Origin of the sequence: Frigoribacterium sp. 2-23 (assembly GCF_049601585.1) — a bacterium.
In the GTDB taxonomy this organism is placed as follows: domain Bacteria; phylum Actinomycetota; class Actinomycetes; order Actinomycetales; family Microbacteriaceae; genus Frigoribacterium.
Map to the genome: position 1 here is coordinate 3,228,565 of NZ_CP187126.1, position 12,523 is coordinate 3,241,087.

Below are 12,523 nucleotides of genomic sequence, written 5' to 3' on the forward strand. Positions count from 1 at the left end.
CGAGTTCGGCCTACAGCTCCTCGGTCGGGGGCTGACGGGTGTCTCGTCCCGTTTCGGGTGTCTCGCTACCGCGCCTCCTTCTTAAGATGCAAGCCTGCGAGGTGCGTCCCTCCGCCGGTCGTGGCGCGGGCCGCCGATTTCTAGCGTTGCGGGTATGACAAACGCCACCGAAGTCCGGCCCGTGGCCGGCACCGCCCCGGCGGATCGAGGGGGTGTCCGCGGCCTCATCGCCCGGCGCCCGCTCACGAGCTTCTTCGTCCTCGCGCTCGGCCTCAGCTGGCTCGCGTGGATCCCGTACATCCTGTCGCCGCACGGTCTCGGCGTGTGGGACCTGCACTTCGCCGAATTCCTCGGCACGGCACAGTTCACCGGCGTGCTGCCCGGTGCCCTGCTCGGACCGCTCGGCAGCGCCCTCATCGTGACCGCCGTCGCCGACGGCCGCCCGGGCCTGCGCCGCTGGGTCGCCCGGCTCTGGCGTTGGCGCGTCGCCTGGTACTGGTACGCGCTGGCGCTCGTCGGCGTGCCCGCCCTGATCGTCGTGTCGGGTATCCCGTTCTCCGGCGGAGCCGTGCAGGCACCGTCGACGATGGCCCTCGTCGCCCTCGTGCCCGGACTCATCGTGCAGATCTTCACGACGGGACTCTCGGAGGAGCCGGGCTGGCGCGACTTCGCCCTGCCGCGCCTCCAGACGCGCTTCGGCGCGCTCGGTGCCGCCGCCGTGCTCGGACCGCTCTGGGCCTTGTGGCACATGCCGCTCTACCTCAGCGACTGGGGTGGCTGGCCGGACGCGCACTGGACCGAGCCGCTCGTGTTCGCCGCGTTCACCGTCACGTTCAACGTCGTCATCATCTACGTCTTCAACCGCACCGGGCAGAGCCTGCCGCTCGTGCTGCTGCTGCACGTCGGGGTCAACAACACGATCTCGAACCTCTGGGCCGACATGTACCCGGGCATGACCGCGGGCACCATGATGTTCGGACTCACCATCCTGTCGACGATCGCCGCCGTCGTGCTCATCGTCGCGACGCGGGGCCGCCTCGGCTTCGACGCCGCGATCGTGCGCCGCGCCGACCGCACCCCGAGCCTCATAGGATCGCGCCATGGCATCCGCTGACCCGCGCCGCGACGCTCGGCCCGCCGCGGGCGCTACCGCGGGTTCCGCGGGCGCTGCGGGTGCCGCCTCGGGTGCCGCGACGCTCCCGGGTGCCGCGACCGCCTCGGCACCGGGGCCGCGCGCCCGTCGGGTCGACCGCCTCCTCGCCGCCGGCACGGCCGTCGTCTCGCTCGGGCTGTTGGCCGGGCTGCCGCCGCTCGACCGGCTCGACCCCGACGGCCTCGGCGCCGTCTACCCCGAGCCGTTCGGCCTCGTCTGGACCCTGCTCGCGATCTGCCTGCTCGGGCAGTCCGTGCTGCTGCTCGCGGCACATCGCGTACCCCGCCTCACCCTGTTGCTCGTCGCGGCCCTCCCCGTGCCGGTCGCGGCGATCGCGGTCTCGACCCTGCACGGGCTGAGTGCGCTGCCGATCGTCGTCGCGGTCGTGCTCGCCGTCTTCCGGGTGCCGTTGGCGCGGCTCTGGCCGACCCTGGTCGGCGCGGCCGCGCTCGTCGCGGTCTCGCAGGGCATCGTGTTCTTCGTCGGATACGGCGCCGGGCGTGCCGACGTGTCGCAGGGACTCCTCGCCTCGGCCGGGCAGGGTGTGCTGCAGGCGGTCGGCGCCGTCGGCATCCCGCTGGTCGTGGCGCTGCTGATCCGCTCGCGTCGCGAGGTGCGGGCCGCCCGCGACGACGAACGCACCGCCCTCGGCCGCGAGCAGACGGCGCTCGGCCGCGAGCAGGACGCCCTCGTCGACGCCGCCGTGTCGCGCGAACGCGCCGCGATGGCCCGTGAGCTGCACGACATCGCCGCCCATCACCTGTCGGGCATCGCCCTGATGTCGGCCGTCATCGACCGGCAGATCGACGTCGACCCCGAACGGGCGCACGAGGGGGCGCGGCAGGTGCGCGAACAGAGCACCGCCGTGCTCGACGACCTGCGCCGACTCGTCGGCCTGCTGCGCGACGACACCCCCGCCGAGCGGGCGGTCGAGACAGTGGCCGGCATCGTCGACCTGGTCGAGCGTGCGCGGTTCCGGATGGACGTGACGCTCGAGGTGCTGCCGGGCGACCGGACGCCGGGCGGCGCGACCGCCGAGCCGGGCGGCGGGACGCCGGGCGGCGCGACCGCCGAGCCGGGCGGTATCGCCGTGGGCGTCGGCCCCCTCGCCCAGCTCGCCGCCTACCGCACCGTGCAGGAGGCGCTGGCCAACGCGGTCCTGCACGCGCCGGCCGCGCCGTGCACCGTGACGATCGACGATCGCGACGCGGGCCACCTGACGATCCGGGTCGAGAATCCGGGGTCGACGGCTCCCGCCGTCGAGTCGTCGCCGTCGGGCGGCAACGGCCTGCGCGGGATGCGCGAGCGGGCCGACCTGGTCGGGGCGCGGCTGGACGTCGGCCCGACCGACGCGGGCGGCTGGCGGGTCGAGCTGACGCTGCCGCGCGAGGCGGCCGGCGCCTCCGCGGGCTGGACGCCGGACGCGGCGCCGGCGGCGACGTCGGACGCGGCGCCGGAGCCGACAGGGGAGGCGGCATCGACGCGGCCGGGGCTCGACGCGACCGACTCGGTGACCGGTGCCGACCCCGCCGGCTCGACCCGTGCCTCCTCGGGGTCGGCCGACGGTGACGGGGTGGTCGCGTGATCCGCGTGCTCGTGGCCGACGACCAGCCCCTGGTGCGCGCCGGCGTGTCGGCGCTGCTCGGGGCCGAGGCCGACATCGAGGTCGTCGGTGTCGCGGCCGACGGCGGCGAGGCGCTCGCGCTCGCCCGGTCGACGCGGCCCGACGTGGCCTGCCTCGACATCCGGATGCCCGTGATGAACGGCATCGAGCTCGCCCGGATCTTCTGCACGCCGGACGCCGACCCGGCGATACCCGTGCTGATGCTGACGACGTTCGACCTCGACGACTACGTATTCGGGGCGTTGGAGGCCGGCGCGTCCGGGTTCTTGCTGAAGGACGCGGACCCCGACACGATCGTGGACGCCGTCCGGCAGGTCGCGGCCGGCAACGGCACGCTCGACCAGGCGCTGACGCGGCGGGTGCTGCGCGAGTTCGTGTCGCGGCGGAGTCTGCAGCCGGTCTCCGGCGACCGCGCCGACGGCGTGTTGACCGCCCGCGAGCGCGAGGTCCTGCTGCTGCTCGCGCAGGGCATGTCGAACGAGGAGATCGCGGCCGCCCTCGTGCTCGAGGTGTCGACGGTGAAGTCGCACCTCGCGCGGATGCTGCCGAAGCTCGGCGTGCGGTCCCGGCTGCAGGCCGTCGTGTGGGCGTACCAGAACCGGATCGTGAGCGTGCCCGACGGGGCGTAGCCGAGCTGCTGCGCGGGGCGGCGTCAGTCGCCGACGAACGCGCCGACGAGCCGCTCCGATGCGTCCCAGAGCCGGCGGCCCCGGTCGGCGTCGTCCAGCGGCCGCCAGAACGGCACGCGGACGGCCCGACCGCCGACCGTCCGGGACGGCCCGTAGAACTCGTCGCCCCGCGCGCTCGGGTCGACCGCGGCCCGGAGGGCGGGCTCCGCCGCGCTCTCGACCGTCCCGAGCACGCCGACGCGCGACAGCAGGCTGATCACCCGGCGCGAGACCTGGGCCCGGTCGCGTCCCATGCCCGGCTGGGCGGCCAACAGGTTGGTCGGCGAGACACCGGGGTGTGCGACGGTGCTGCTGATGCCCCAGCCTCCCGCGCGACTGCGGGCGTCGAGCTCGCGTCCGAACAGGCCGACCGCGATCTTCGACGCCGCGTACGCCCTCATGACGGCGTAGTCGTCGACGGGGTTGAGGTCGTCGGGGTCGACCGAGCCCGAGCGCGCGGCGACACTCGTCTGGTGGGTCACGCGGGCGCGACCGGCGCGCAGCAGAGGCAGCAGCCCGAGCGTCAGCGCGACGTGCCCGAGGTGGTTCGTGCCCATCTGCAGCTCGAAGCCGTCGTCCGTCACCTGCCGTGTCGGCGGCTGCATGACACCCGCGTTGTTGACGAGCAGGTTGACCGGCCGCCCCTCCTCCCGGAGCGCCGCCGTGAACGCCGCGACCGACGCCAGCGACGACAGGTCGAGCGGCCGCGTGCTGACCAGGGCGCCGGGCGTCCGCGCCCGGATGCGCGCCACGGCGGCATCGCCCTTCGCCGGGTTGCGCACCGGCAGGACGAGCTCCGCGCCCGCCCCGGCGAGGCGGGTGGCGATGACCTGCCCGAGGCCGTCGCTGGCTCCGGTGACGACGGCGAGCGTGCCGGTCAGGTCGGGGATGATGAGGTCGGATGTCCGTGGCACGGCGCGCTCCCTGGATCGTGTGGTGGCCCGCCGAAGCGGTGGTGCACCCAATGCTCGACCGGTCCCGCGATCGCAACCAGGGCCTCCCGATCAGCGGCTGCCGGGTCAGCCCCGACGGCGCCGCGGTGCACGCGCCGCCCGGCGGCGCAGGACCCGAGGAGGCACGGGTCGCGTCGACCGATCAGGCGCCGGTCCGCGCCTGGTCGCCCACCACGGCCAGCAGCTGCAGCTTCTCCGCGCTCTCACTGCCCGGGACGGCCGTGTAGACGAGCAGCCGATGCGACTGATCGGGGTCGAGCAGGGTCTGGCACTGCAGCTCGAGCTCGCCCACGACCGGATGCCGGAACCGCTTGACGTCCGGCATCCGCACGCCCACCTCCTGGGCGTCCCACACGCGACGGAAGCCCTCGTCGTCGGCCAGGAGCTCGACCATCCGTGCGGCCCGCGAGCCCGGGCCGCGCAGGGCGACGAGTTCGCGCAGGCCGGAGGCGTAGACGCGCGACAACTGCTCGCGCTCGGCGGCGGGGTAGGCCGCGCGCGCCTCCGGGTCGGTGAACCAGCGATAGCCGAGATTTCGGTCGGGTCCGGTGCGCCGCGTGGCATCCCCGAGGAGGAGCACGCCGAGACGGGTCTGCAGCAGCGTCTCGCCGAGCTCGCTGATCACCTCGGCGGGGGTGTCGTCGAGGCGGTCGAGGATGCGCAGCAGCCCCGGGCCGACGTGATCGCCGGCTGGGCCGCGATCGGGCGGCCGGTGGCCCGCGAGCCGGAAGACGTGGTCGCGCTCGTCGAGCGAGAGGTGCAGGCCCTGCGCGATCGACGCGACCATCTGCTCGGAGGGGTGCGGACCGGTGCCGCGCTCCAGCCGCGCGTAGTAGTCGGTCGACATGTGGCAGAGCGCCGCGACCTCCTCGCGGCGGAGCCCGTCCGTCCTGCGACGCGGCCCCCTCGACAGGCCGACGTCCTCGGGTTGCAGCGACTCGCGCCTCCTCCGCAGGAAATCGGCCAGGGCCGGGCGGTCGATCATGGGGGCTCTTCTCGTCGGGTCGGGGGGCTTGAGCGGTGTCGTGCCCTTTCTAGCCCGGTGGGGATGCCGGGTCCAGGGCCTGGCGATCCACCCCGACCCGCGCCTCCTCGTGTCTCACCGCATCGTGCCGATGCATGTCACACTACTGACATGACTCAGGACGAAGCCGGGGTGCACCTCGAGACCTCGCTGGGCTACCTGCTGAAAGAGGCGGCGAGCGCCCTCCGCCTCTCGATGGAGGAGGTCCTGCGGCCGCTCGACATGACCATCACGCACTATTCGTGCCTCGAGCTGCTGGCACAGCGGCCCGGGCTGTCGAACTCGGAGCTCGCGCGCGGCACCTTCGTCACACGGCAGTCGATGAACGTGCTGCTGCAGTCGCTCGAGCGCGCCGGGCAGGTGACACGGGCGACCGAGGCCCCCGCCGGGCGGGCCCTGCCGACCGAGCTGACGTCGGCCGGGCGCGAGAAGCTGGCCGCGGCGTCGGCGGCGGTGCGCTCGGTCGAGGTGCGGATGCTCGGCGAGCTGAGCGCGGACGACCAGGCGACGGCGCGGCGGCTGCTGCGCGCGATGGTCGGGTCGCTGCGCGACGCCTGACGCGGGGGTGGTGGCGGCGGTGGCGGCGCCGGGACCGCAGGAGGCGCGGTCTACGAGAAGTCGGGGAGCGCGTCGTCGTCTTGGTAGACCGACATCAGCATCGCGGCGCCGAGGCGCGCGGCACGGGCCGGACGCACGGTGTGGTGGATGCCCGACTCGGCGCGAGCGCCCTGGATGAGCAGGGTCAGCGTCTCGGCGACGTGCGACGGCATGCCGGCCCGCTCGCAGAGCACGCCGATGTGGCGCTCCACCTCGGAGAAGTGCTCGGCCGCGAGCGCGCCGATGCCGTCGTCGGAGCGGCCCAGTTCGCCATACGCGTTGATGAAGGCGCAGCCTCGCCACGAGGTGTCGGTGAAGCACTCTTCCAGGTAGCTGAAGATGTTGAGGATCTCGTCGCGAGGATCGGTCGTCGTCGCGGAGATCCAGGCGAGCTTGTGCATCCAGCCCTGGTGCTTCCAGGCGAGGACGGCGATCAGGATGTCGCGCTTGCTCTCGAACGCGTCCGCGAGCGCGGCCGGCGAGAGGCCGGCGCGCTGGGCTATCTGCTCGACCGATACGGGCGAGATGCCGTTCTCGGTGAAGAGCGAGTCGGCGGCCGTGATGACGTCTCGCTGCGCGCTCGTGAGCGTCGCCGGAGCGGTGAGTGTCGGGGTGGCAGTCATGGATTTAGATATCGGCGTCCTGGTCGGTCGATGCGCGTGAGGCCAGACTAGAGCGTCCAGCTGGACTCGGGTCCGTCTCGGGCACCTCGGTGATCCCGATTGCGAACAGAGCCCGCCTGCGGGGCCGCGTACCGTGGGCAGTCCGGGCCCCGCACCGTTGCACGACCCGCACCACCGCACCGCCCGCACCGCCGACCCCGAGGAGACCGTCGTGACCGTCCCGCCCATCGTGAGTTCCGAGTGGTACCGAGCCCGCGCCTCCGACGAGGGGGTCGTGGTCGTCGACGTCCGCTACTACGCGGACGGCCGCAGCGGCGAGGAGGCCTACGAGCAGGGCCACCTCCCTGGAGCCGTCTGGGTCAGCATGGACGACGACCTGTCGTCACCGCGCGACCCCGCCGGGGCCCGTCACCCCCTCCCGACCCCGGAGCATCTCGCCGCCGCCCTCGGTCGACGCGGCATCCCGTCGGACGCGACCGTGATCGCCTACGACGACGTGTCGGGATCGGTCGCCGCACGGCTCGTCTGGCTGTTGCGGGTCATCGGGCAGCCGGCCGCGCTCCTCGACGGAGGACTCGGAGCCTGGCAGGGCGAGCTCGAGACCGGCCGGGTCGAGCGCGCCGCCGTGACACGCGAGCCCGTGCCCTGGCCGGCCGAGCGGTTCGTGACCCCGGCCGACGTGGGTGCGGCGAGTGCCTTCGACGTGCTCCTCGACGCCCGCGCGCACGATCGCTACACGGGTGAGGCCGAGTCGGCACTCGACCCGAGGCGCGGGCACATCCCCGGAGCGGCCTCCGCCCCCTGGGCCACGAACCTCGACGCGGACGGGTTCTTCCTCGACGCGTCGCAGCTGCGCGAGCACTACGCCGAGCGCGGTGTCGAGACCGGGAGTCGCGTGGTCGCGTACTGCGGCAGCGGCGTGACGGCGTGCACGGACCTGCTCGCGCTCGAGCGCGCCGGGGTCGAGGGGGCGCGGCTGTACCCGGGCTCGTGGTCGGAGTGGGGGTCGCGCGCCGACTGGCCGATCGAGGTCGGCGAGCCGCGCGCCTGACGCGCGGGGGCGCGAGCACGACACCCAAACGGGTGACGCGCCCGCTCCGAACACTCTCTCGGGCGTTCCCTAGGCGCCCCCGTGCGATCCGTCGCACGAACCGTCAGGAGACCCGAATCTCCTGGCCCGTGTCTCTGCGTCAAGGGCGACGCAGAGCACCAAGGGGGCTCGGCCCGCACCGCCCATCCTCGGTCTGTGCTCGATCCGAGACGCCCACCGTCGGCGGGGCATCATCGCTCGACCTGCCCTCGCGTGTTGTGCTGGCCTCATGCCCCTCCTCGAGACCGTTCCGTGGGCGGTTGCCGCTCTTCTCCTCGTCGCCGTCCTGGTCATGGGTCTCGTGCTGCGTCACCGTCTGAAGCAGGCCCGAGCGGCGGCGGCCGATCAAGCCCGACTCGCGCACGAGCGGCAGCTCGCCCTCTCCTCCATCCATGAGGACCAGATGGCCCGGGCCCGCGACGATCACGACCGCGAGCTGAGCGAGCTGGCCTCCGCGAGGGAGCGCGCCCTCGACGAGGCGCGGCAGGCCCGCGATCTCCTCGCCACGGGGCTCAAGTGGGAGGCGACGTCGCGCGACCTGATCGCAGACGCGATACGCACCGTGGCGGCGGACGCCGTGCTGCTGACCAACGTGGTCTTCGTGCCGACCGAGACCACCGCCTCCGGACGCTTCGTGGTCCAGGTCGACCACGTGCTCGTCTGCGAGGCCGGAGTCCTCGTCATCGAGAACAAGGGCTGGCGCGGCATCGTCTTCGACGGCAGGACGCCGAGCAGTGTCTTCCCGGCGTTCTCGGGGCTCTTCGACGAGACGAAACTCGACCCGCCGTTCGCCCTGCAGGTCAAGGACGACTCGCCGACGGTGCTGACGGTGCGGTCGCATCTCGGCCCCACGTCGCCGGCCGCGCAGGTGCGACGCCAGGCTCGTCGCCTCGCCGATCGGGTGTACACAGAGATCGGGGCGCGATTCTGGGTCGACACGTGCGTGCTCTACTCGCATCCGCAGGCCACCGTGTTCGCGGCCGACCGCGACGTCGCCGAGGGTGGGGCCACCACCCGCATCGTCGCCGCCCCGGCACAGCTCGCCTCCGTCGTCCGCGAGCTCACCGGCCGGCCGGCGAAGAAGTTCTCGCGGGCTCGGGTCGAGGAGATCGTGGGCCTGCTCGGCTCGTACGGTGCGGACACCCTCCGTTTCGGCGCATACGTCGAGGAGGCGCGGGTCGAGCGAGGCTGATCCCGAGGCGACCGCCGCGCCCCGCCCCGCCCCGCCCCGTCCGCGGCCCGCCCGCGGCCCACCACGCGCCTCACCGCCCGGGCAGCGACCGCAGCGCCTCCGACCGCTTCGCCAGCAGCTCGGCGTAGGTGCCGTCCCGCTCCGCCCACCGCAGGTACTGCGCCGCCGCCACGACGACCTCGCGCGGCGTCGGCTCCGCCGTGAGCAGCCCGATCACCTCGTCGAGGTACCCGTCGAGCGGCAGCGCGGCCGGGTTGACCTTCTCCTGCCCCGCGGTCGCCACCGCCGGCGGGATCAGCTCGGTCACCTCCACACCCGACCCCGCGAGCTGGGCCCGGAGGGCCTCGGTGTACGCGTGCACGCCGGCCTTCGACGCCCCGTACGACGCCATCAGCGGGAACGGCAGGAAGGCGATCCCCGACGACACCGTCATGACGTCGGCCCGTCCGGTCGCGGCGCCGCGCGCGAGCAGGTGCGGCGTGAACGCGTCGACGACCCGGATCGTCCCGAGCAGATTCACCTGGATCGTCTCCTCGGCCTGCGCCCCGTGTGCCGGGTCGCGCAGGTCCTCCTGCAGCAGCACGCCCGACATCGTCACGACGACGTCCAGCTCGGGGAACCGGCGCAGGACGTCGTCCCGAGCCTCCAGAACCGAGGAGGCACGGGTCACGTCGACCGTGACCGTCGCCAACTCCGGTGCGAGCCCGGTCACGGCCTCGGGGTGACGTCCGCCGACGATGACGGTGCTGCCCGCGGCGGCGAAGCGGCGGGCGAGGCCGAGCCCGATGCCGGAGGTGCCTCCCACGATGAGCACGGTGCGATTCGTGATGTCCATGTGTCCTTCTCGTCTCTCTGGTTCTTCGGTCGTTCTTCGGTCGACACGATGCTCGTCCGCGCCGCCCGGGCGAGACAGGTCCCCGCTGATCAGGGGTGTGCGGGGGCCTCTCTTGCCGGCGAGGGCCGCGGCTATCGTGAGCGGCATGACCGACGACCGCGAACCGAACCGCTTGGGCGAGTACCTGCGCGCCCGACGCGGACTGGTGACGCCCGAGCAGGCCGGGCTCCCCGCGGGTTCGCACCGCCGTGTGCCGGGGCTGCGCCGGGAAGAGGTGGCCCTGCTCGCCGGCATCAGCGCGGACTACTACCTGCGGCTCGAGCGCGGGCGGGACGGCAACCCGTCCGCCCAGGTGCTGGAGGCGCTGGCCCGGGTCCTGCACCTCGACGACGTCGAGACCGAGTACCTGATCGGTCTCGGGACCGCGCGGCAGCGGCAGGGCGCGCGGCCGGCTCGCACCCGGCGGCGGGCCGAGCACGTGCCCGAGCGGTTGCACCATCTGCTCGCGGCGGTCGACGTGCCCGCCTTCGTGGAGGGTCGGTACTTCGACGTGCTCGCGTCGAACTCCCTCGCCGTCGCGTTCTCGCCGCGTCTCGTGCCCGGTGAGAACCGCCTCCGGTCGTTGATGCTCGACCCGGAGGAGCGGGAGTTCCACGACGACTGGGAGCAGGCGACCGTCGACATGGTCGCGGCGTTCCGCAACTCGGTCGGCGACGCGGTGAGCGACCCGCGGGCCGTCGAGCTCGTGGGGGAGCTGTCACTCGCGAGCGGGCGGTTCCGCACCCTGTGGGCGCGGCACGACGTCGGCCGGCTCGACGGCGGCAGCACGACGATGCACCACCCGAGCCTCGGAGCCCTGCAGCTGCATCGCGAGAAGCTCCCGGTCGCCGGGCTGCTGCTGGTGCTCTACTACCCGGCGCCGCACGGGGCGAGCGCCGAGAAGCTGCGCCTGCTCGCGGCGAGCGCCGCGCTGCCGCAGCCCTGACCCCGGCGTGTCGTGTCGCGTTCGCGGCATCCTGTCGCGCACGAACGCCACACGACGCCGCAAACACCACACGACGCACAGCAGCAACCCCGAAAACGACGAAGGCGCCGAGCCGCCCAGGTCTCCCCGGGCACCTCGGCGCCTGCGCTGCAGAGCGACTACGCGCGGCGGCGGCGCACCACGGCCACGGTCGCGACACCGGCGAGCAGCAGCCCGGCGGCCAGCGCGAGTCCGGCCTCGGTCGACGACGATCCGGTGAACGCCAGCGAGCCCGACGGGTCCGCCGCACGAGCAGCGGCGACCGTCACGGCCTGCGCCGCGACGTCGACGCCGTTCAGCGTGACGGCGACGGTGTGCGCGCCGGCCGGCAGGTTCGCGGGGAGGACGGCCGCGAGGCGGAAGGCTCCGGAGAAGTCCGTCGACACGGTGCCCAGCAGCTGCGGGGTGGAACGGATCCAGACCTGCAACCCGGAGGTGCGGGGTGCGAAGCCGGCGCCGGTCACGGTGATCGCGCCTCCGGCTCGCAGCTCGCCCGACACGGTCACGGACGGCGCGCCCGCACCCGGTCCGGGCTGGGCCGGGGGCGTGGTCGGGTCGACGGGCGGAGTGGTCGGGTCGACGGGCGGCGTGGTCGGGTCGGTCGGCGGCGTGGTCGGGTCGGTCGGGTCCGTCGGCGGCGTCGTCGGGTCGGTCGGGTCCGTCGGAGCGGGCAGCGTCGCCTTGTACGCCATGGCGTACGCGAGCTTGCCGGGCTTGGCGTCCGTCAGGGGCGCGGACAGCTTGCCGAACTCGCCCTTGTCGACCTTCTTGCCGGCGTTCCACTGCGAGAGGACGCTCAGCTGCGATGCGGTGTAGCCGCTGTCGACGACGGCGTCGGGAGCCAGCGCGACCTGCGCCTCGGTGACCGCCTTGACGGTGGCGAGGTAGCTGTCGCGGTCGGAGGCGTCCCACGCGCTCAGGTCGACGGCCTTCTGGTCGCGGAGCCACGAGCCCCAGTAGAACTCCTGGAAGGGCACCTTGCCGTCGGCCGCGAAGCCGATGTCGCGGCTGAAGTACATGATGCTGCGGTACTTGTCGTTCTCGAAGTTCTTGAGGCCGACGCTCTTCGGCAGCGCGTCGATGCTGACCGGGGCGCCGTTGACGTCACGGAGCCAGACCCACTTGTTGTCCTTCATGGTCTGCCAGAACGTGGCCGTGTCGAGGGTGCTCAGGTTGCCGAGGACGCGCAGGCGCACGTGCAGGTTCAGGCCTCCGTCGGCCGTCTCGGCGAACGAGGTGAGCGTGTGGTGGCCGTCCGTCAGGTACAGCGATCCGCCCGGGCCGATCACGACCGTCTTCATCGGGGCGATGCTGGCTGCGGTCTCGGAGCCGACCGCGATCGTGCAGGTGAACGACGTCGGGTCGTCGAGACGCGAGGCGGCCGATGCCGTCGCGGCCTCGCCCTGACCGTTGGCCTCGCACCAGTCGTCGAACCGCTTGTTGATCGTGTCCTTGCCGAGCGCGCTGTAGCGGCCGAGCTTGTAGTAGACCTCGTCGTAGCCGAGCGACGGCTGCGTCGGACGGACGTCGCCGATGCGCACGTCGACGAGGTCGTCGGCCTTCGCGGCGGTGTAGTCAGGGGTCGCTGCAGCGTGCGCTGCGGTCGTTGCAGCGGGCGCCGGAGCCGCGAGCGCGGTCGTCGCCGACAGCAGCGGGGCGCCGCCGACGAGGGCGATCGCCGCGGCCGCCGTCCAGGCGAGTCGGGGGGAGAAGCGGGGCATCGGGAGTTCTGCTTTCGGT

12 protein-coding genes are annotated in these 12,523 nt (G+C 73.4%); 7 read left to right on the plus strand and 5 right to left on the minus strand.

From position 1 onward, the window contains the following. Window positions 1-154 precede the first annotated feature (154 nt). Genes ACPEEZ_RS15155 through ACPEEZ_RS15165 form a run of 3 tightly spaced genes read left to right on the plus strand, consistent with a single transcriptional unit; the run spans window position 155 to window position 3,406 of the window. Window positions 155-1,114, plus strand: a complete 960-nt coding sequence (locus ACPEEZ_RS15155; RefSeq protein ID WP_423920915.1) for a CPBP family glutamic-type intramembrane protease — start codon at window positions 155-157, stop codon at window positions 1,112-1,114. Further along, window positions 1,101-2,738 carry a sensor histidine kinase gene (locus tag ACPEEZ_RS15160; protein ID WP_423920917.1) on the plus strand — a complete coding sequence of 546 codons (1,638 nt, stop codon included), beginning with the start codon at window positions 1,101-1,103 and terminating at the stop codon, window positions 2,736-2,738. The genes ACPEEZ_RS15155 and ACPEEZ_RS15160 overlap by 14 nt, the downstream gene beginning before the upstream one ends. After that, window positions 2,735-3,406 carry a response regulator gene (locus ACPEEZ_RS15165; protein ID WP_423920920.1) on the plus strand — a complete coding sequence of 224 codons (672 nt, stop codon included), beginning with the start codon at window positions 2,735-2,737 and terminating at the stop codon, window positions 3,404-3,406. Before ACPEEZ_RS15160 ends, ACPEEZ_RS15165 begins: the two co-directional genes overlap by 4 nt. A 23-nt stretch (window positions 3,407-3,429) precedes the next feature. On the opposite strand, the gene ACPEEZ_RS15170 is transcribed toward ACPEEZ_RS15165, so the two are convergent. After that, a complete protein-coding gene (locus ACPEEZ_RS15170; RefSeq protein WP_423920922.1) occupies window positions 3,430-4,359 on the minus strand; it encodes an SDR family oxidoreductase in 930 nt (309 codons plus the stop codon). A 181-nt stretch (window positions 4,360-4,540) separates the two neighbouring features. After that, window positions 4,541-5,383, minus strand: a complete 843-nt coding sequence (locus ACPEEZ_RS15175; protein ID WP_423920924.1) for a helix-turn-helix transcriptional regulator — start codon at window positions 5,381-5,383, stop codon at window positions 4,541-4,543. Between the two features lie 150 nt (window positions 5,384-5,533). On the opposite strand from ACPEEZ_RS15175, the gene ACPEEZ_RS15180 reads away from it, so the two are divergent. Then, complete coding sequence (locus ACPEEZ_RS15180) at window positions 5,534-5,980, plus strand: MarR family winged helix-turn-helix transcriptional regulator (protein WP_423920927.1); 447 nt, start codon at window positions 5,534-5,536, stop codon at window positions 5,978-5,980. 50 nt (window positions 5,981-6,030) lie between these two features. Here ACPEEZ_RS15180 and ACPEEZ_RS15185 read toward each other — a convergent pair whose 3' ends face one another. Next, complete coding sequence (locus ACPEEZ_RS15185; RefSeq protein WP_423920930.1) at window positions 6,031-6,642, minus strand: TetR/AcrR family transcriptional regulator; 612 nt, start codon at window positions 6,640-6,642, stop codon at window positions 6,031-6,033. Window positions 6,643-6,853: 211 nt separating this feature from the next. Between ACPEEZ_RS15185 and ACPEEZ_RS15190 the strand changes: the two genes are divergently transcribed. Continuing rightward, window positions 6,854-7,693, plus strand: a complete 840-nt coding sequence (locus ACPEEZ_RS15190) for a sulfurtransferase (protein WP_423920933.1) — start codon at window positions 6,854-6,856, stop codon at window positions 7,691-7,693. Window positions 7,694-7,961: 268 nt separating this feature from the next. Next, entirely contained in the window at window positions 7,962-8,924 is a 963-nt protein-coding gene (locus ACPEEZ_RS15195) for a nuclease-related domain-containing protein (protein ID WP_423920936.1), read from the plus strand. 70 nt (window positions 8,925-8,994) lie between these two features. Here the strand turns inward: ACPEEZ_RS15195 and ACPEEZ_RS15200 are convergent, their stop codons facing one another. Next, window positions 8,995-9,759, minus strand: coding sequence for an SDR family oxidoreductase (locus tag ACPEEZ_RS15200; protein WP_423920938.1), 765 nt, complete (start codon window positions 9,757-9,759; stop codon window positions 8,995-8,997). Window positions 9,760-9,904: 145 nt separating this feature from the next. On the opposite strand from ACPEEZ_RS15200, the gene ACPEEZ_RS15205 reads away from it, so the two are divergent. Then, window positions 9,905-10,744: a helix-turn-helix transcriptional regulator gene (locus ACPEEZ_RS15205; RefSeq protein WP_423920941.1), complete on the plus strand. Its 840-nt coding sequence runs from the start codon at window positions 9,905-9,907 to the stop codon at window positions 10,742-10,744. A 158-nt stretch (window positions 10,745-10,902) separates the two neighbouring features. On the opposite strand, the gene ACPEEZ_RS15210 is transcribed toward ACPEEZ_RS15205, so the two are convergent. Beyond that, window positions 10,903-12,504 carry a ParB/Srx family N-terminal domain-containing protein gene (locus ACPEEZ_RS15210; protein WP_423920943.1) on the minus strand — a complete coding sequence of 534 codons (1,602 nt, stop codon included), beginning with the start codon at window positions 12,502-12,504 and terminating at the stop codon, window positions 10,903-10,905. Window positions 12,505-12,523: the final 19 nt, after the last annotated feature.